The organism is Rhizobium phaseoli, assembly GCF_003985125.1.
Taxonomy (GTDB): Bacteria; Pseudomonadota; Alphaproteobacteria; order Rhizobiales; family Rhizobiaceae; genus Rhizobium; species Rhizobium phaseoli.
Map to the genome: position 1 here is coordinate 231801 of NZ_ML133570.1, position 18802 is coordinate 250602.

The following is an 18802-nucleotide window of genomic DNA, read 5'->3' on the forward strand; positions in this document are numbered from 1 at the left end:
CCCTCAATCAGCCGTCTTCTCGATGTCCTCGGACATGTCCCGGAAGTGGTCGGTCCTGGCAGAAATCCGCTGGTAAAACTCCGTCAAGCCGCCGATCACCTGCGCCGCTCCGAGTTTCGCGGTCCCGACAAGCTTGCGCGTGTTCCTCGAATGCGAATGCAAAGCCTGGATCAGCTGCCGGTGAACGATATCGAGTGCGGCAAATTCCCGGGATGCCGCGACGCGCTCATTGCCGACCACCGCGAGGATCTTCGTTCGGCTGCTCTTGCCCTTGAGCGGGATGGCGCCAGCCTCGACCAGCGCCATGGTCTGCACCAGCTTTGCCGTGCTGTCGGATATCAGAATATCGAAGCCGACCTCCTTGCAGCAGGATTCGATGCGCGCCGCGACATTGACGGCATCGCCGACCGCCGAATAGTTGAAGCGCGTTTTGGCACCCATATTGCCGACGCAGGCAAGGCCGGTATGGATGCCGATGCCGATGCCGACCTGTTGCCCGAGCCCAAAACCGAAAGCGTCGCCGGCATTCAATTCGGCCAGCGTTTCGCGCATGGCAAGTGCGGCGCGAACCGCCTTTGTCGCATGATCGGTCACATCGATGGGCGCATTCCAGAACGCCATGATCGAATCGCCGATGAATTTGTCGAGCGTGCCTTCATTGGCCACCACATGGCGGCTCAGCGCATCGAGCAGCGTGTTCAGGAACCTGACGACCTCGGCCGGCGCCAGTCGCTCGCTGATCTCGGTGAAGTTCCTGACATCGACGAACATGACGGTCAGTTCGCGGTCGTCGCCGCCGAGCCGCAATGCATCGCGGGTATGCTCGATGCGATGGAGCAGCGACGGCGACAGATAGTGCCCGAAGGCGCGTCGCACCGCGCGCCGCTCCCGGTCGATCACCAGGATCCTGAACGAGGTCGCGGCAAAATGGGTGATCGATCCGCTGATGATCGGAGCCAGCGGATCGAAGAGAAGGCCCCCATAGAGAAACGACAACCAGGACGCCACCAGCGCCATTGCCGTGATCAGCAGACCGCAGATCAGAGCAACGGCGGGACTGACGAAGGTCGTCACCACGACGAGCAGAAATCCGAGCACCGCGATGACAAGGATTTCCAGCCCGTCCGCCCAATCGGGCCGCGACAGGAACTGGCCGGAGAGAATCTGCTCGACGGCCTGCGCATGCAGCGAAACGCCGGGGACATTCTCGCCGAGCGCAGTGACGCGAATATCCTGCAGGCCGGCGGCCGAAGTCCCGACGAAAATGATGCTGCCGTTGACGGCGGCCGCGACGTCGGGGCTGACACCTGCACCGGCGAGCACCTGGCGGGCAGATATATATCGCTCGGCCCGGTCGGGCGTGACATAGAGCCAGAGTTCGCCAGCCGCCGTCAGCGGCACGACGAAGTCGCCGATCTTTGCCGATGTCATCACGCCGGCGCGGTCGGGCGCGCCCGACAGCACATAGGTCGAGACCCCTTGGGCGACCCGCAGCGCCTCGATCGCCAGATTCGGATAGAGTTGCTCGCCATCGGTCAGGAACAGCGGAACTGCACGAACCACAGGCGAGGGATTGCCGGGATTGAGGCTGATATGGCCAAGCCCTGCTGCATTGGCCTCCAGTTGCGGCCTGAGCGGCGTCGAAGCGCTGAGAAACGGCGGAGCCGAGACCGGGCTTTCTCCGGTGAAGGCGAAGCCGGCCTTGACGGGCGGCCGGTATCCGCCTTCGTTGGACAAGCCGAAGCCGAGCACGACGGGTTTGCCGGCAATCGAACCGGCGAATATCTCGTCGTTGTCAGGCAATTTCTCAGCCAGCACCGGATCGACCCCGGCGACCTCGCGAACGACATTGCGCGGCGACAGCCTGTCCGGCTCGGCGAAAAGAACATCGAAGGCGATGGCGGCGGCCCCCATTTGCGAGAGCCTGTCCACCAGCAGGGCCAGCCTGTCCCGCGGCCACGGCCACTGGCCGAATTCGCGCAGCGAAGCCTCGTCGATGTCGACCACGCGGACCGGCATCGGTTCGAAGCTTCTCGGGACCAGCCGCTGATATTCGTCGAAGGTCACCCCGCGGATCAGCTTGAAAATCCCGGGATCGTCCGCCCGCAGCATCGTCAGCGCCGCCACGATCGCCAGGCCGATAACCACACCGATTTGCTGCGCGCGCGTCATCATCTCACCGGCTGTCCCTCCCGCGGCCGACGAAGCGGCCTGCGTCTGCCGGCAGACAGGCTACGCCGCTTTCGGCCCGAATGCCATTCACGGACGCGTCCAGGACGCTCCGTTTTCGACCTCCTGCCCTTCGTCTTTCCACTCAGCCGATAAGGAGCGCCTTCAATCAGCCCGCGGCCGTGATTTTGGCGGGGCTTTTACCGGGATGACAAGGCTTCGACCTTGCCGGGCGCCCGGCGAAATGTTCTTTTACCGATTTAAAATCGCATGCTTTTTTTCGAGAGAAGGGGAAGGGTCGCCGTGATTTCCGAATCCGCCGCGCGCCGAAGCGGCTACTGGCTGATCGCCGTCGTGCTGGCAATGCTGGCCGGGCTACCGCTTGCCGTCTGGCTCGACATCAGCGATCTCTCGGGAAATACCTTGCGGCGGCAGGCGCGTGACATGAGTTCGCTGATATCGAGCATTCGCTCCTATTATTCGGCGAACGTTGTCGGACGCGTTCTGGCCGCGCATGCCAGCGGGGCGACCGCCGGCACGGTCGTCTCCCACAACTACGCCAATATTCCAGGCGCCATCCCGCTGCCGGCGACACTTTCGCTCGAGCTCGGCGACGTCATCAAGGAACAGCAGGCCAATATCACCTATCGTTTCGTCTCCGACCTGCCGTTCAAGAGCCGCGCATCCCACGAACTCGACGACTTCGAGAAACGAGCGCTTACGGCGCTGCGCGCCAATCCGCAACAGACGCTGAACGATCTCACGCGTGTGGGATTGACCGATACCCTGCGGTTCATCACCCCCGTCGTCATGGGGCAGGCCTGCGTTGCCTGCCACAATAGCCACCCGGAAAGCCCGAAGACCGATTGGAAGGTGGGCGATGTGCGCGGCATCCAGGAAGTGATCATCCGGCAGCCCTATGCCAGCAACGTCTTCGCCTTCAAATACCTGCTCTGCTATTTTCTGTTTGTCGCCATCATCGGCCTCAGTTTCATTCTGCTGCAGCGGCAGCAGGCGCGCGCGATCCATAACGCCAACCGGGATTTGGAAGCGGCCAATGAATTCCTCGCCGGCGTTTCCCTTAAGATTTCACGCTACCTCTCGCCGCAGATCTACAAGAGCATTTTCAGCGGGCAGAAGGACGTGGTCGTCCATACCGAGCGCAAGCGCCTGACGATCTTCTTCTCCGACATCAAGGATTTCACCGCGACCACCGAGCGGCTGCAGCCGGAAGCGCTGACGGAGATGCTCAACGAATATCTGACCGAAATGTCGAACATTGCGCTCGCCCACGGCGGCACGGTCGACAAGTTCATCGGCGACGCCATGCTGGTTTTCTTCGGCGATCCGGAAACGAAGGGGCCTGAGGAGGATGCGAAGGCCTGCCTGCGCATGGCCGTCGACATGCAGCGCCGCCTCGGCGAACTCAAGGACAGATGGCGCAGAAACGGCACCGAAGAGCCTTTTGTCGTGCGCATGGGAATCAACAGCGGCTATTGCAACGTCGGCAATTTCGGCAGCAGCGACCGCATGGACTATACGATCATCGGCGCCGAAGCCAATCTCGCCGCCCGCCTGCAATCAATCGCCCAGGGCGGAGAGATCGTCATCAGCTACGAGACCTATGCGCTGGTGAACGAAATCGTCGCCGCGCATCCGCTGCCGCCGATCACGATGAAAGGCATACAGCGCGAGATCGTGCCCTATGCCGTGGACGGGCTGACGCTCGGTGCCGACCATAAGAGCCGCGTTCTGAGCGAACACCTCTCCGGCCTCGACCTGCATCTGGATATGAGCCGGGTGGAGCCTGCCGACCGCCTGCGGGTCAGGACGGCGCTCAAGGAGGCGATCGCAGCTCTGGATGACGCCTTGCCGGAGTCGGCGCGATCGAGACAGGATGCCGGCCAGGTGTGATTTTTCCGCCCGCCTCCCATATCCGTCTGGACTTCCCCTACTCGATCTGCTATCCCGCATCACCAATCGCAAGGCTGCGGCCGCGCGAACGTTATTTTTTTGCCCCTGGCGCTGCGCCGCCTCAGGCATCAACCAAACCAAAGGAACGTGATTCTCGTGCAGGTACTTGTCCGCGATAACAATGTCGATCAGGCTCTCCGCGCTCTCAAGAAGAAGATGCAGCGCGAAGGCATTTTCCGCGAAATGAAGATGCGCGACTACTACGAGAAGCCGTCGCAGAAGCGTGCGCGCGAAAAGGCCGAGGCTGTTCGCCGCGTTCGCAAGCTGGCCCGCAAGCGCGCCCAGCGCGAAGGCCTGGTCGCACGCTAAGCGTTGCCGTCGTTTTTTCGACGTTTTCAGATGCATTGTGGCGGGGGCGATTGGTTCGCCGCCGCCTTTTTAGTTTGCCGCTGAAGATCGCATATTCCGGTCTCGGATATGCCGCATGGGGAAAGCGAGCCCGAATGGCTGTTACCACCTTCAATCCGTCCCGCGCATGGCGCCTGCAGAAAACCGCATTGCTGCCCGCTATGGCGCTGGCCGCCATGCTCGGCCTTGCCGGTTGCGAAACGACCAATACCACGGACGCCGTGATCCGCATCGACAAGGCTCAAGGGTCGGAAGAGAATATTGCGTCACTGACGGCGGTTATCAACGCCAACCCCAAGGATCCCGAAGGATATAATGTCCGCGGCTCCGCCTACGGCCGCGGCGGCCAGTTCCGCCAGGCGCTGAACGATTTCAATACGGCCCTGCAGATCAATCCGCGCTTCTTCCAGGCCTATGCCAACCGCGCCCTCGTCTATCGCAACATGGGTCAGCAGGCCCAGGCGATCGCCGATTATAACGCCGCACTGCAGATCAATCCGAGCTATGACGTCGCCTATATCGGCCGCGGCAATGTCTATCGCATGGCCGGCCAGGACGATCAGGCCTTCAACGATTTCGACCGGGCGATCCAGCTCGGCACCACCGACGGCCGCGCCTATCACAATCGCGGCTTGATCTATCAGAAGCGCAATCAGCAGGACAAGGCGATCGACGATTTCTCGAAAGCGATCTCGCTCGCACCGAATTCGCCCGAGCCCTATAACGGCCGAGGCATTTCCTACATCGCACTGAATGACGACGATAACGCCTTTGCCGATTTCAACCATGCAATCGAGCTCAACGGCAACATCGCCGAATCCTGGGCCAACCAGGCGCTCGTCTACGAACGCCGCGGCGATAAGGCGAAGGCTGCCCGCTCCTATCGCCATGCCGTCGGGCTTGATCCGAAATACCAGCCGGCCCGCGATGGCCTCGCCCGGGTTGGCGCCTCAGCCGGTTAAAGATGCGCATGGGCGCGGCCGCCGATGACAGGGAAGCTTGTCATGAAGGCGGCCGCATCGCCTTGAAAAGAGAGGCGGAAAAACACCCGTCATCATCGCTGGCATGTCATACGATGTTGCAACCGGCTCATGCTCCCCCTAACATGTCGCTGCTTCGATAGCCCGCTATCGGGCGTTGGAAAAACGTGTTGAGGGCGTTTTGCGAGAAATGCGGATCTTTGCCTTCCTGACCGCGAGCGAAAACTATCGCGGGCAGCGCCCGCACCGGTGCCGCGCTTCGTCCGAGCGACGCCAGGGATGCGGCTACCTTTTCCGCCCTGTGATTTTATCCTTCGCTCGATCGGCCTCGCTGGATTGTCCGATGGTACTGGCGACGTGGCGCGTTCAATGAAGATCGTTGCGCTGTTCTTCCCAAAGGCTTCGATCGGCACCTATCTCGTCGCCATGGCGGTGGCGATCGCGCTGCCGATTTTCGCCTTCGTGGCGCTGCTTCTGTTGCAGCTGGAGGACAACCAGCGTTCGACATTGAAGCGCGAGACGGCGCAGGACGCGCTTGCCCTTTCGCGCATCATCGACCGCCAGCTTCAGGACATGGCGACGACGCTGCGGCTGTTGTCGAGCTCGCCGGAGCTTGAAAACGGCGACCTCGCTTCCTTCCACGAGCGCACGGAAACAGCGCTGCGCAACAATTCGCTTTACGTCCTCGCCGTCGATCGCACCGGTCACCAACTGCTGAATACACGCCGGCCTTTCGGGACCCCGCTGGGACAGATGGCAAACATCGCTGCGCTGGATGCCGCCATGAAATCCGGCCGCATCGAGGCTTCGGATGTTTTTCGCGGCAAAACCAGCGGCGATTGGGTCTATAACGTCACCCTCCCGCGGGCGGATGATCCGGTCGCCGCCCTCATCATCACGCAGGATGCGGGAGATCTCGGCAAGCTCGTGACGACTCAGGGCCTTGCTCCCGGCTGGTCGGCCGCCGTCATCGATCAAAGCGGTCACGTGGTCGTTGCCGCCGGCCCAGCAGCGCTGGAACCCGGCACACCATTCGATCCGCGTATCCTGCCGGCGCTTAGTTTCGCCCGAGGGGTCTTCGAAGATAAGACGATCCTGCCCCACATGCTCCTCGGTTATGCCCAAATTCCCGGCTGGTCATGGAAAACCGTGATCTGGGGGCCGGTGGCGCAGGCTTCGATCCTCAGCACCTGGCGCTTCCTGATCATCGGTGGCGTGGCGCTTGTGCTGGTCGCAGTGCTCGCTGCCTATGCCGTCGCAAGGCAGGTGCGCACCACCATCCGCGATATTGCCGACATGGCAAAGCGTATGGGCGACGGCCACATCGTTTCGCCGGTCGAGACCAGCGTCATCGAGGCGAACCAGGTGGCGATCGCCCTGTCGAATGCGTCCTTCGACCGCAGCCAGACCGAGGACCGGCTGCGTTTCGTCATGCACGAGCTCGTCCACCGCACGAAGAATCTTCTGACGCTCGCCCAGGCAATGATGCGCCAGCTCGCCAAGCAGGCCGATAGCGTCGAGACCTTCCAGGCCGCTGTCGCCGACCGACTCGACGGGCTGGGGCGTTCGATCGAGCTCCTGACCAGCGAGCAATGGGGAGGCGTGTCACTCCGGCGAGTCGTCGATATCCATCTGCAGGCCTTCCCGCAATCGCGCGAACAGATCGAAATCGCAGGTGAGGATTTCGTCCTGAAGCCGGATGCGGTGCAGAATCTGGGTCTGGCGCTGCACGAGCTGGCCACCAATTCGGTGAAATACGGCGCGCTTTCCGTTCCGCAAGGCCGCGTTCGCTTCGAATGGCGCGATGTCAGGGAGGAAGACGAGCCGGATGCCCTGCTCCGCTTCACCTGGGAGGAGCGTGGCGGCCCGCCGGTGGTAGAGCCGTCACGCACGGGCTTCGGCACGACCGTTATCAAAGCCCATGCCGCCGCTGCCTTCCGCGGCACCGTTGAGATCGATTTCCTGCCTGAAGGCCTGTTATGGGTGTTGACGGCACAGCGCGCCACGCTGGAGCGGGACTGACATATGTCGCCCGAAGGGGCGGAGCCTTTCCCCGGAAATCAAAGCGCGGGAGCGCATCCCATGCATCACGTCTGATGCAGCGGGCTTCAGTCTCCCGGAACAATCGCCACTTGCACCCGTTTCGAACAGGTCGTTTCCAAGGAGAAGGACCATGTTCAAGCAAACCATGATCGCGGCCGCGGCTCTGACGGCCACGGCCTGGGCAAGCCCGGCGGGCGCGGAAAACTATGTCACGCTTGGCCGTCTGGTCTGCGGATCGGATGGCGGCCAGGGTTTGATCATCACGTCGCAGAAGAACCTGATCTGCACCTACACGCCGGCATCCGGCGGCGCCAAGGCGGTCTATGCCGGCAAGATCGAGAAGTTCGGCCTCGATATCGGCCAGACCGGCAAGAGCGTGATGATCTGGCAGGTGCTGGCGAAAACCGGCACGGATATGCCGCAATACGCCCTGGCCGGCGAATATTACGGCGTCGGGGCGGATGCGAGCATCGGTGCAGGCGCCGGCGCCAAGGTTATCGCCGGCGGCACCAACAAGGCTTTCATGCTGCAGCCGTTGAACGTGCAGGCTCAGGAAGGGCTGAACCTGGCGATCGGGGTCGAGAAGATGACGCTCGTACCGGGCGAGATATGACGAAGGAGCGTTGTTTGCGGCAAGGCGAGACCGAGCCGGCATCACATCGACTGAACAGGATGAATCAAACAGCCGCCCGATGGGCGGCTGCATTTCACTCGATCAATGCGAAATCGCCTTGTTGATATCCTCGGTCATTTTCTTCGCATCGCCGAGCAGCATCATCGTGCCGTCCTTGTAGAATAGCGTATTGTCGATGCCGGCATAACCGGAGCCGAGCGAGCGCTTGACGAACAGGCAGGTTTTGGCCCGATCGACGTCCAGAATCGGCATGCCGTAGATCGGCGAGGTCTTGTCGTCGCGCGCGGCAGGATTGGTGACGTCATTGGCGCCGATGACATAGGCGACATCGGCCTGGGCGAATTCCGAATTGATGTCCTCCAGCTCGAAGACTTCGTCATAGGGAACATTGGCTTCGGCGAGCAGCACGTTCATATGGCCGGGCATGCGGCCCGCGACCGGATGAATGGCATATTTCACCTCGACGCCATTCTTCTTCAGATTGTCGGCGAGTTCACGCAATGCATGCTGGGCCTGGGCCACCGCCATGCCGTATCCCGGCACGATGATGACCTTCGACGCATTGGCCATCAGATAGGCCGCATCCTCGGCCGAGCCGAGCTTGACCGTCCGGTCTGTGGTGTCGGGTCCGCCGGAGGCCGTCTCGCCGCCGAAACCGCCGAGGATGACCGAGACGAAGGAACGGTTCATGCCCTTGCACATGATGTAGGAGAGGATTGCGCCGGAGGAGCCGACGAGCGCGCCGGTGACGATCAGCGCCAGGTTGCCGAGCGTGAAGCCGATGCCGGCCGCGGCCCATCCCGAATAGGAGTTCAGCATTGAAACGACGACGGGCATGTCGGCGCCGCCGATCGGCACGATCAGGAGAACGCCGAGTGCCAGCGACAGCGCCACGACGGCCCAGAAATCGAAATGGCTTTCGGTGGCGGCAAGCCCGATGATGAAGAGAATGATCAGCGCCAGCAGCGCCGCATTGATCACATGCCGGTAAGGCAGCAAGATCGGCTTGCCCGACATGCGTCCGTCGAGCTTCAGGAAGGCGATGATCGAGCCGGTGAAGGTGAGCGCTCCGATCGCCACGCCGAGCGCCATTTCGATGCGCGCCTCGGTGTGGATGTGACCGATTTCGCCGATGCCGAACGAGGCCGGCGTATAGAGCGCCGAGGCGGCGACCAGGACGGCGGCAAGGCCGACCAGCGAATGGAAGCCGGCGACCAGCTGCGGCATCGAGGTCATGGCAATCGTGCGGGCGACATAGGCGCCGACACTACCGCCGATGGCAAGGCCGAGGATGATCAGCACGAAGCCGCCGAAATTGGGCGTTGCCAGCACGAGCGTCGTCAGAATGGCGATCGCCATGCCGACCATGCCGTAGAGATTGCCTTTGCGGCTGGTGGCAGGATGCGACAGGCCGCGCAGCGCCAGGATGAACAGGACACCGGAGACGAGGTAGAGGAAGGCTGCAATATTGGTCATCGGTCCCTCACCGGTCCTTCTTGCGGTACATCGCAAGCATTCGCTGCGTGACGAGGAAGCCGCCGAAGATGTTCACCGAAACCAGCACGAGGGCGACGAAGCCGAAGCCGGTCGCAAGCCCGCTCGTCGAAATGCCGACCGCCAGAAGCGCGCCGACGACAATGACGGAGGAGATCGCATTGGTGACCGCCATCAGCGGCGTATGCAGCGCCGGCGTCACCGACCAGACGACGTAATAACCGACGAAGATCGTCAAGACGAAGATCGCGAATTGAAAGACGAAGGGATCGATCGCCCCACCGGTCGCCGCACTGGCCGCTTCCGGCGCCTGGGCCGCCGCCGTGACGACGGCGGTTACCGCCTGGTCGAGCTGTTCCAGCGCTTTGTCCATTGCTTCACTGGCCATCAGTTGTCCCCCTTCTTCGCGCCGCCGAAGGCGGGATGAACCACGTCGCCGGCATAGGTCAGCATCGTCGCCTTGACCAGCTCGTCGTCGAGGTTGACGACGACGCTCCCGGTTTCCTTGTTGACCATGGTCTCGAGGAAGGTGACGAGGTTCTTGGCGTAGAGCGCCGAAGCGCTGGCCGCAACCCGGCCCGGCATGTTGGCAAAACCGATGACGCTCACGCCTTCGACATCGGCGATCTCACCGGCAACGACGCCCTCGATGTTGCCGCCGCGCTCGACGGCAAGGTCGACGGCCACCGCACCCGGCTTCATCGAGGCGAGCATGGCGCGCGAAACGAGACGCGGCGCAGCGCGACCGGGAATCAGTGCCGTGGTGATGACGATATCCTGCTTGGTGATATGTTCGGCCACGAGCGCGGCCTGCTTGCCCTGATAATCGGCCGACATTTCCTTGGCATAGCCGCCGGCCGTTTCCGCCGCCTTGAACTCCTCGTCCTCGACGGCGATGAACTTCGCGCCGAGCGAGGCGACCTGTTCCTTGGCGGCCGGTCGCACGTCGGTGGCCGAGACCGCAGCACCCAGACGCCGCGCGGTGGCGATTGCCTGAAGACCGGCGACGCCGGCGCCCATGACGAAGACCTTGGCAGCCGGCACGGTACCGGCCGCCGTCATCATCATCGGCATGGCGCGGTCATAAACCGCCGCCGCTTCGATGACGGCCTGGTAACCGGCGAGATTGGCCTGAGACGACAGCACGTCCATCGATTGGGCGCGGGTTATGCGCGGCATCAGTTCCATCGCGAAAGCCGAAACCCCGGCAACGGCGAGGGCCGCGATCGCCTCGTCATTGCCGTAGGGATCCATGATGGCGATCACCACGGCGCCGCTTTTATAGGATGAGATTTCCTGTTCGTTCGGACGACGCACCTTGAGCACGACGTCGGCCGAAGCGGCATCCGCCGAACTGCCGATCCTGGCGCCGGCAGCCTCGAACTCTCGATCAGGAATACGTGACGCCGCCCCGGCATCGGCTTCGACGACGACGTCGAAGCCGAAACTCTTCATTTTCTTCACGGTCTCGGCCGAGGCCGCGACACGCGTCTCCCCGCCGGCAATTTCCCTTGCAACGAAAACGATATTGCCCAACTGCCCCCTCCTCCGGGTCAGCCAGACCGCCGCAGGCTTACCTGCGCAGGCCAAGCACCTAAGCATGTCGCGCAAAACTGTACGGCGGTTCTGCGATGACGACGCGCGAGAAAAATGAAGTCCTGAAGCGCGAGCAGCGAATCTGAAAGACCGCGACCCGCTTCAGTCACAAAGCTGCGGAAATGCCCCCTCCTCCCCTTGCCGCGATCAGCGGACCAGGAAGATGCCGGCAGCGAGAAGAACGATGAAAACGAAGAGGCCACCGAGAAGGCCGGCGCCGCCGAAGAAACCGGCAGTCATGGCAAGCAGGAGGACGATGAGAAGCATCGAGCCGTATTTCGCGCCGGCGATGAACATGTCGTAGGTCTTTTCATGTTCCCGGTAATCCATCGGCGCGCCGGTCTCGACCGGTCCGGTATGATGTTCGGCCATAAATATCGTCTCCCTCAAATGCCTGTGCGCTGCCTGATTCCCTCGCTTATGCCGAGGGAAATCCCTGCTGCAGGAATTACACAATGACAGGCGAAAGCGCAATGCATGAGAATGCCGCAGTCAACCCATGTCATCAGGATGTGTGCAGCGGCTCCGGAACACGACATGCATGGCAACAAAGGACTGAGGCGCATCGCATCAATCAAATTTGATACGACGCGCTTTACGCTGCAAAACCACCGGTTTCCAGGCAAAAAAAAAGCATGAAGGCGACGACTGCGATAGCGCCGTCGCCCCACGCTTCTCACTTGGATGCTGGCTTCGAAGCAATCAGAGCGGCAGGTCGGTGCCGAGTTCGCCTTGCGGCACGAAACGCGCCGTCGGTATAATGGTGAGCGGCGGCAGGGTGTCATTCGGATTGCGCGAAAACATCATGCGCTGCTCGCTGGCGCTGGAGATGAAGAAGGGATAACGCGTCAGAAGCTTGCGCCCGACCTCGACCACGTTCGTCGCCATCAGCGTCACATCAACCCCGTAACTCTCCGCCAGCCGGCCGGGCACAATCGTATCGGCATAGAAAACCCGTTTGTAGAAGGCGGCATGCGGCGGCCGGACGGATTGAATAACACGGTCCGCCCGAAAATAGGCAGCCGCGACGATGGCAGGTCTCAGTGTCAGATAGGGAACCCATGGCATGTTGGCGGTGAGTTCGGGATCAGCCGCGAAACGCGCCGGGTCGATCAAGGTCAGCCCGGCGTCCAGAAGCTCGTCCATCGCCTCGGCAAAGGCCTCTCCCGACCGGCTGACACGATGCTCCGGTGTCACATAATGAATTCGGATCGTACTGATCAGTTCACCATAATAATACAGTCCGAAGATATAGGCATGGCTGTCGAAATCGACCTCGTCCAATAGGCCTTCCGGGGCAAGCGACAGCGCGCCGTGGGCCTTGTAGGCCTTGTAGCGCAGGCGTTCCACCTCTTCCATGTCTTCGCTGCTCTCAACGCGGCGATATTCGACATGGTCCAAAATTTCCAGGATTTTACTGCTGAAATCACTACGCGTGAAAAGTATGTCTGACATTCTCTCGATCCGTCGTTAACGGATCATTAATCATACGGCGGCGAAATTTAGGCAAGGAAATCCGATAATTCGGGCCGTATATAAACTATTAAGGTTAACGGCGGGGAGTATTGTCAGGAGAAAGGGCGGCCGCTGCGACGCGCTCAGGCGACCTTGTTGCGCCGGCGCTGGACGGGGCGGCGGCCGATGCCCTGCTGCAACAGCGGGATGTTCTGGGAAGGCACCGGCTGAGAGAAAACATAGCCCTGGACGAGATCGGTGCTGCGGTGCTTGTTGAGCAGCGCGAGCTGCTCCTCTGTCTCGACGCCCTCGATGACGATCTTCAGGCCGAGCTCGCGGGCGAGATGGACCGTGCCGCGCAACAGCTTGAGACGGCGGGTATCCTCGACAATGTTGCGCACGAAGGAACGGTCGATCTTGACGATATCGAGCGGCAGCGTGTCGAGGTAGCTGAGGCTGGAGAAACCGGTGCCGAAATCGTCGATGGCGATGGTGATGCCGCGGGCCCTCAGTTCCGCCAGGATGGCGCGCACGGCCTGCGGCTCGTCGATCAGGCAGCTTTCGGTGACTTCGAGATGCAGCCGCGCCGCGTCGAGGCCGGAATGGACGAGCGCATCGGCGACCACCGAAAGGATATCGGCATCGCGCAGGTCGCGCGCCGAGAGATTGACCGAAACGGCGATATGGTCCGGCCAGTTCATGCACTCGCTGCAAGCCTTGAACAGGACGAAACGGGTAATGTCGGAGATAATGCCCATCTCTTCGGCAAGCCGGATGAACACGTCGGGCGGGATCGAACCCTTCTCCGGATGCACCCAGCGCGCCAGCGCTTCGGCACATTCTATCCGTGTGCCATCGGCCCGGAACATCGGCTGGAAGACGAGATGCAGCGCCTGCGCCGAAACCGCTTCGCGCAAGTCGGCCTTCAGCTTCTGCTGCTCGATATAGCGCCCGTCCATCTCCCGCTCGAATCCTGAGATGCCACCCTTGAGGCGGGACTTGCTTTCGAACAGTGCGAGATCCGCCTTGACGCTCCACTCGTCCATGGCAAAGGCCGAGCTTTCGAGGATCGCGTAGCCGGCGCTGAGCGAAACGAGGAAGGTGAGCTCGTCGACCTCGTAATGGCCCTGGATCGCAGCGTGCACCCGGCGAATCGAGAGCTCGAGCGATGTGGGCTCCTTCGCATGCGGGAAGAACAGGATGAACTGATCGCCCATCAAGCGGCCGAGGATGGCATTGCCGCAAGCCTGCTTGATGCGGGCGGCGATGGCGCAAAGCAGATGGTCGCCGGTGACGTGACCACGCATGTCGTTGACATGTTTGAACTCGTCGATGTCGAGGACCATGAAGCCGAGCGGTCCTGATTTGCGCGGATGTCTGGCGAGATATTCCTGTACCAGCTGCCCGAAATATTCACGGTTCGGCAGGCCGGTCAGCGCATCGAAGCGGACCATATGCATGATCTTCTGCTCCGCCTTCACCCGGCTCGACACGTCCTCGAAGATCAGAACGGCACCGCCGTCGGCCCTCCGGCTGGCGGAGAATTCGAGCGACAGGTCCTCAGGGAAATGAATGAGCGTGCGCGACAGGTTGCCGTCGGCGACCTGGGTGAGCTGGCGCAGGATGAGCTCCGGCTGCGAGGCATCCATGAAGCTGTAGCGGGCGCCGTAGCGCAGCACCGCGCCGAGATCGCGGTCCTTCAGCCGCTCAGGCGCCCCGATCTTCAGAAGCTCGCACGCCTTGCGGTTGATGACCTGGACGCGGTTCTCGGCATCGACCATGACGAGACCATGCGGCATGTTGTTGAGCGCTGTATCGAAACGGTCGGCAATGATGGTGATTTCCCGGCGCGCGATGACATTCTCGTAAAGAAACTCGCGCACGCCGTTGGCCATCGCCCGCGTCGTCAGCCAGAAGGGGATGAGGAAGATCGACAGCACGCCGCGATAGAAATCCATCGCCAGCAGGCTGCAGACGATCATCGGCAGGCAGCAGAAGAACGTCTGGAGGTCGACTGCGAAGCGCGAGCCGTAGTTGCGGCCGACGACGGACACCATCGTCGCCATGGTGACGGAAATGCAGGCAAGTTCAGCAAAGGAATCGTGGACGACGAAGATGGCGTAGCCGCTGGCAAAGCCAAGCAGGGCCGTAGTGCAGGCCCCGCTGGCAACGAGGATCCGCTCCCAACGCTCGATTCCGGCATGCGACAAGCTCTCCTTGTCGACGCGATCGAACTGCCGGAAGATGGCCATGCGGGCGGTGAAAACCAGAAGGAAGGCAATCGACAGCGGAATATAGATGAAAGATTGTGTTTTGGCGGCCACGGCAAGGCACGTCGCAATATGTACTATCACGCCAACAAGAAGCGTCATGCGATTCCCGGAAAGGGAGCTCACAAACGACAGATACACATCTAAAGGGACCCTGTTCGGGCTATCTGGCTTCATCCACACTTTCCCTGTGCGCGGGAATTCTAGTGGCAACCCTTTAAAAATTGATTTCAATCGAATCAAACATTTGGTCAAATTTTCTAAAGCCCCAGGATGAACACCACAGCCTTGGCGTGATATTGCAGCCTTGTCGCGAGGTTGTTGAAATAATCATCCACGCCTGGGTTGTTAAAATGGTTACCGGCCGTGCGGGCCGGCCATCTTAAGTGGCGCCTCAGCCCCGAAAATCGGAATCGTTTTCGGAAAAATCCGAAGCGCGCGCGGGAAATGACGAGACGGCGCTATACGACTATGCGCCTATGCGCGGCATTTATCCTTCCAATTTCAAAGGTCGTGGTCTACACCGAATTCCAAAGAGGGAAAGCTGCCGAATAACGGCAGGACAAGAACAAGGGAAACGCATGTCGGGACTTCTGGCGGCAAGCCGGCTGATTGATTCGCTCAGTCGGATCATGGGCAAACTTTCCGAATACATGGTGCTGTTCTGCTGCCTGATCAGCGCCGGAAATGCCATCGTTCGCTATGCCTTCAACTATAGTTCGAATGGCTGGCTGGAAATTCAGTGGTACCTTTTCGCCTTTGTCGTCATGCTCGGCGCCTCGCACGCGCTGCGCAACAATGAGCATGTCCGCGTCGACCTGATCTACGGCGCCGTGTCCGACAAGGCGAAGATCTGGATCGATATCGTCGGTCTCATCCTGTTCCTCATCCCCGTCTGCATCTTCCTCACCTGGCTCTGCTGGCCCTTCTTCGCACTGTCCTACAGGCAGGGGGAAATATCGGGCAATGCCGGCGGACTGATCCGCTGGCCCGTCAAGCTGATCCTGGTCGCCGGTTTCGGACTGTTGTCCCTCCAGGGCCTTTCCGAGTTGATCAAGCGGATCGCTGCCCTCACCGGTCATATCAGCATCGACACGACATACGAAAAGCCGCTGCAATAGCGCCCCCGGGGAGGAACGGATTTGTTTGATTTCGGCATCATTCCGCCGGCCATGTTCCTGGGCATGGTCATTTTCATGCTTTACGGTTTTCCGGTGGCCTTTTCGCTCGCCGCCGTCGGCCTGTTCTTCGGCATCATCGGCATCGCCACCGGCCATTTCAGCGAAGCCTTTCTGCAGGCGCTGCCCCTGCGCTTTTTCGGCATCGTCTCCAACGACCTCCTGCTCGCCATTCCCTTCTTCACCTTCATGGGGGCGGTGCTGGAACGCTGCGGCCTTGCCGAGGATCTGCTCGAAGGCACCGGCAAGCTCTTTGGCGGCATTCCCGGCGGCCTCGCCTATGCCGTCATCCTGGTCGGCGCCGTGCTCGGCGCCATCACCGGCACGGTGGCCGCCTCCGTCATCACCATGGGCGTGATTTCGCTGCCGATCATGTTGCGCTACGGTTACAGCCCGCGCCTTGCCACCGGCGTCATCGCCGCCTCCGGCACCATCACCCAGGTGATCCCGCCCTCGCTCGTGCTCGTCGTCCTCGCCGACCAGCTCGGCAGATCGGTCGGCGACATGTATCTCGGCGCGATCGGCCCCTCGATCCTGCAGGTGACGATCTTCGTGCTCTTCGTCCTTGTCATGTCGATCATCCGACCGAAATCGATGCCGCCGCTGCCGAAGGAGGTGCGCGGCGATTTCAATTGGGCACTGCTAGCGAAGGTGCTGATGGGCATGGTGCCCTCGATCGTGCTGATCTTCCTCGTACTCGGCACGATCTTCATGGGGCTTGCGACGCCGACGGAAGCCGGCGCGCTCGGCGTCGTCGGCGCCATGCTGCTCGCCGCGATGAATCGCCGCCTCACTTGGCCGCTGATCCGCGAAGCGATGACGTCGACCACCCACATCACCTCGATGGTGGTGATGATCCTGATCGGCTCCACCTGCTTCAGCCTGGTCTTTCAGGGCATGGACGGCTCGCGCTGGATCGAGCACATGCTCTCGGGCATCCCAGGCGGCCCGGTCGGCTTCCTGATCTTCGTCAACATCTTCATCTTCGTGCTCGCCTTCTTTCTCGATTTCTTCGAGATCGCCTTCATCGTGATCCCGATGCTGGCGCCGGTCGCCTCCAGTCTCGGCATCGATCTGATCTGGTTCGGCGTGCTGATCTGCGTCAACATGCAGACGAGCTTCATGCATCCGCCCTTCGGCTTCGCGCTCTTCTATCTGCGCTCGATCGCCAGCAAGGACGTCAAGACATCCGATATCTATATGGGCGCGCTGCCATGGGTCGGCATGCAGATCATCTTGGTGGCAATCGTGATCTTCTGGCCGCAATCGGTGACCTACTGGCTGGACCATGGCCCGAAGGTCGACCCGAACTCGATCAAGATCGAAGTGCCGGGCTTCGGCGGCCAGCTCGGCCTGCCGCCGGTGGGCGGCAGCGGCAATGGCGCGCCGCAGATCCCCGGCCTCAACCTGCCGCCTCTCGGCTTGCCGGGAGCCCCGCCGCCACCCGCGAAATAACCTTCCCAGATAACAAGGCCAAAAGAAAACCCCGGACCAGGCGATCCGGGGTTTTTTCGTATGCGTTCGATGCGCCGATGGAAGCGCTTAGAGCTTGCCGGCCCGCTGCTGGATCATCATGAACGTATCAAACGTGTATTCCGAAAGCTGCATCCACAGATAGGCGTCGCGCTTGAAAGCGGTCTGGTCGTCGTAGATCTTCTTGAAATACTGGTTGTTGGCCGAGATTTCGCCGTAGATGCCCATGGCCGCCTGGAAGCAGGCTTCCATGATTTCCTGGCTGAACGGACGCAGTGTCGCCCCTTCGGCGACGAGCTGCTTCAGGGCGGTCGGGTTCTTCGTGTCGTATTTCGCCAGCATGTTGGTGTTGGCGAAGGCGCAGGCGTCGGTGAGCGCTGCCTGGTAGTGCTTCGGCAGGTTGCTCCATTTATCCAGATTGAAGAACGCATGCACCGTCGGGCCACCTTCCCACCAGCCCGGATAGTAGTAATATTTCGCCACCTTGTGGAAGCCGAGCTTCAGATCGTCATAGGGACCGACGAATTCCGCCGCATCGATCGTGCCCTTTTCGAGCGCCGGGTAGATGTCGCCGCCGGCGATCTGCTGCGGGATGACGCCGACCTTCTCCATGACGCGACCGGCAAGGCCGGCGATACGCATCTTGACGCCCTTGAGGTCGTCGAGCGTGTTGATTTCCTTGCGGAACCAGCCGCCCATCTGGGCACCGGTATTGCCGGCCGGCAAAGCATACATCCCTTGCGTGGCATAAAACTCGTTCATCAGCTTGGTGCCGTTGCCCTCGTAAAACCAGGCATTTGTCAGGCGGCTATTGAGGCCGAAGGGGATGGCCGTTCCGATGGCGTAGGTCGGATCTTTGCCGACGAAATAATAGGAGGTGGTGTGGGCTGCCTCGACCGTCCCGGCGGCGACGGCATCGACGGCCTGCAGGCCCGGCACGACTTCACCGGCCGCGAAAGGCTGGATGGTGAAATTGCCGTCGGTTGCGGCGGCAACATGCTTGGCGATGTCTTCGGCACCGCCATAAATCGTATCCAAGCTCTTCGGAAACGACGACGTCATGCGCCACGCGATCTTCGGATTCTCCTGCGCGATCGCAGGCGCTGCCAATGCCGTTGCGGCGACCGCGCCGGCCCCGGCGGTTCCCGCCTTCTTGAAAAACGAACGACGATCCATCAAAAACCTCCC

The 18802-nt window shown here is 61.3% G+C and carries 15 protein-coding genes; 7 read left to right on the top strand and 8 right to left on the bottom strand.

From position 1 onward, the window contains the following. Positions 1-3: 3 nt before the first annotated feature. Positions 4-2172, bottom strand: coding sequence for a CHASE2 domain-containing protein (locus EFD56_RS12930; RefSeq protein ID WP_126905514.1), 2169 nt, complete (start codon positions 2170-2172; stop codon positions 4-6). Positions 2173-2439: 267 nt separating this feature from the next. Between EFD56_RS12930 and EFD56_RS12935 the strand changes: the two genes are divergently transcribed. The 5 genes from EFD56_RS12935 to EFD56_RS12955 all read left to right on the top strand — a co-directional run bounded on the left by EFD56_RS12935 (position 2440) and on the right by EFD56_RS12955 (position 8127). Continuing rightward, positions 2440-4083, top strand: a complete 1644-nt coding sequence (locus EFD56_RS12935) for an adenylate/guanylate cyclase domain-containing protein (RefSeq protein ID WP_126905457.1) — start codon at positions 2440-2442, stop codon at positions 4081-4083. Between the two features lie 156 nt (positions 4084-4239). Then, positions 4240-4452 (top strand): 30S ribosomal protein S21, encoded by a 213-nt coding sequence (rpsU, locus tag EFD56_RS12940; protein WP_003585885.1) that lies wholly within the window; start codon positions 4240-4242, stop codon positions 4450-4452. Positions 4453-4586: 134 nt separating this feature from the next. After that, the gene (locus tag EFD56_RS12945; RefSeq protein WP_010016973.1) at positions 4587-5453 is read left to right on the top strand and encodes a tetratricopeptide repeat protein; all 867 of its coding nucleotides are present in this window, start codon (positions 4587-4589) and stop codon (positions 5451-5453) included. A 387-nt stretch (positions 5454-5840) separates the two neighbouring features. After that, positions 5841-7493, top strand: coding sequence for a sensor histidine kinase (locus EFD56_RS12950; protein ID WP_126905458.1), 1653 nt, complete (start codon positions 5841-5843; stop codon positions 7491-7493). Between the two features lie 151 nt (positions 7494-7644). Further along, positions 7645-8127 (top strand): DUF992 domain-containing protein, encoded by a 483-nt coding sequence (locus EFD56_RS12955; protein ID WP_126905459.1) that lies wholly within the window; start codon positions 7645-7647, stop codon positions 8125-8127. Positions 8128-8229: 102 nt separating this feature from the next. Here the strand turns inward: EFD56_RS12955 and EFD56_RS12960 are convergent, their stop codons facing one another. From EFD56_RS12960 to EFD56_RS12985, 6 genes are all read right to left on the bottom strand, one after another. After that, complete coding sequence (locus EFD56_RS12960) at positions 8230-9624, bottom strand: NAD(P)(+) transhydrogenase (Re/Si-specific) subunit beta (protein ID WP_012485239.1); 1395 nt, start codon at positions 9622-9624, stop codon at positions 8230-8232. Between the two features lie 7 nt (positions 9625-9631). After that, positions 9632-10030, bottom strand: a complete 399-nt coding sequence (locus EFD56_RS12965; RefSeq protein WP_126905460.1) for a proton-translocating transhydrogenase family protein — start codon at positions 10028-10030, stop codon at positions 9632-9634. After that, positions 10030-11178 carry a Re/Si-specific NAD(P)(+) transhydrogenase subunit alpha gene (locus EFD56_RS12970; protein ID WP_126905461.1) on the bottom strand — a complete coding sequence of 383 codons (1149 nt, stop codon included), beginning with the start codon at positions 11176-11178 and terminating at the stop codon, positions 10030-10032. Before EFD56_RS12970 ends, EFD56_RS12965 begins: the two co-directional genes overlap by 1 nt. A gap of 207 nt (positions 11179-11385) precedes the next feature. Next, a complete protein-coding gene (locus EFD56_RS12975) occupies positions 11386-11610 on the bottom strand; it encodes an aa3-type cytochrome c oxidase subunit IV (protein WP_004668331.1) in 225 nt (74 codons plus the stop codon). Between the two features lie 330 nt (positions 11611-11940). Beyond that, positions 11941-12693: an N-acyl amino acid synthase FeeM domain-containing protein gene (locus EFD56_RS12980; RefSeq protein ID WP_126905462.1), complete on the bottom strand. Its 753-nt coding sequence runs from the start codon at positions 12691-12693 to the stop codon at positions 11941-11943. A 143-nt stretch (positions 12694-12836) separates the two neighbouring features. Next, positions 12837-15140: a putative bifunctional diguanylate cyclase/phosphodiesterase gene (locus tag EFD56_RS12985; RefSeq protein ID WP_029532230.1), complete on the bottom strand. Its 2304-nt coding sequence runs from the start codon at positions 15138-15140 to the stop codon at positions 12837-12839. Positions 15141-15544: 404 nt separating this feature from the next. Here EFD56_RS12985 and EFD56_RS12990 point away from each other — a divergent pair, with 404 nt between their 5' ends. Beyond that, a complete protein-coding gene (locus EFD56_RS12990) occupies positions 15545-16084 on the top strand; it encodes a TRAP transporter small permease subunit (RefSeq protein ID WP_004668322.1) in 540 nt (179 codons plus the stop codon). 21 nt (positions 16085-16105) lie between these two features. Continuing rightward, positions 16106-17596 (top strand): TRAP transporter large permease, encoded by a 1491-nt coding sequence (locus tag EFD56_RS12995; RefSeq protein WP_126905463.1) that lies wholly within the window; start codon positions 16106-16108, stop codon positions 17594-17596. A gap of 87 nt (positions 17597-17683) precedes the next feature. On the opposite strand, the gene EFD56_RS13000 is transcribed toward EFD56_RS12995, so the two are convergent. After that, positions 17684-18790, bottom strand: coding sequence for a TRAP transporter substrate-binding protein (locus EFD56_RS13000; protein WP_004668319.1), 1107 nt, complete (start codon positions 18788-18790; stop codon positions 17684-17686). Positions 18791-18802: the final 12 nt, after the last annotated feature.

Excerpts from the sequence above, each read along its gene's own strand:
- EFD56_RS12985 (WP_029532230.1), bottom strand. The coding sequence starts at position 15,140 with ATGAAGCCAGATAGCCCGAACAGGGTCCCTTTAGATGTGTATCTGTCG.
- EFD56_RS12945 (WP_010016973.1), top strand. The coding sequence starts at position 4,587 with ATGGCTGTTACCACCTTCAATCCGTCCCGCGCATGGCGCCTGCAGAAA.
- EFD56_RS12930 (WP_126905514.1), bottom strand. The coding sequence starts at position 2,172 with ATGACGCGCGCGCAGCAAATCGGTGTGGTTATCGGCCTGGCGATCGTG.
- EFD56_RS12975 (WP_004668331.1), bottom strand. The coding sequence starts at position 11,610 with ATGGCCGAACATCATACCGGACCGGTCGAGACCGGCGCGCCGATGGAT.
- EFD56_RS12980 (WP_126905462.1), bottom strand. The coding sequence starts at position 12,693 with ATGTCAGACATACTTTTCACGCGTAGTGATTTCAGCAGTAAAATCCTG.
- EFD56_RS12960 (WP_012485239.1), bottom strand. The coding sequence starts at position 9,624 with ATGACCAATATTGCAGCCTTCCTCTACCTCGTCTCCGGTGTCCTGTTC.
- EFD56_RS12950 (WP_126905458.1), top strand. The coding sequence starts at position 5,841 with ATGAAGATCGTTGCGCTGTTCTTCCCAAAGGCTTCGATCGGCACCTAT.
- EFD56_RS12990 (WP_004668322.1), top strand. The coding sequence starts at position 15,545 with ATGTCGGGACTTCTGGCGGCAAGCCGGCTGATTGATTCGCTCAGTCGG.
- EFD56_RS12935 (WP_126905457.1), top strand. The coding sequence starts at position 2,440 with ATGCTTTTTTTCGAGAGAAGGGGAAGGGTCGCCGTGATTTCCGAATCC.
- EFD56_RS12965 (WP_126905460.1), bottom strand. The coding sequence starts at position 10,030 with ATGGCCAGTGAAGCAATGGACAAAGCGCTGGAACAGCTCGACCAGGCG.
- EFD56_RS12955 (WP_126905459.1), top strand. The coding sequence starts at position 7,645 with ATGTTCAAGCAAACCATGATCGCGGCCGCGGCTCTGACGGCCACGGCC.
- EFD56_RS13000 (WP_004668319.1), bottom strand. The coding sequence starts at position 18,790 with ATGGATCGTCGTTCGTTTTTCAAGAAGGCGGGAACCGCCGGGGCCGGC.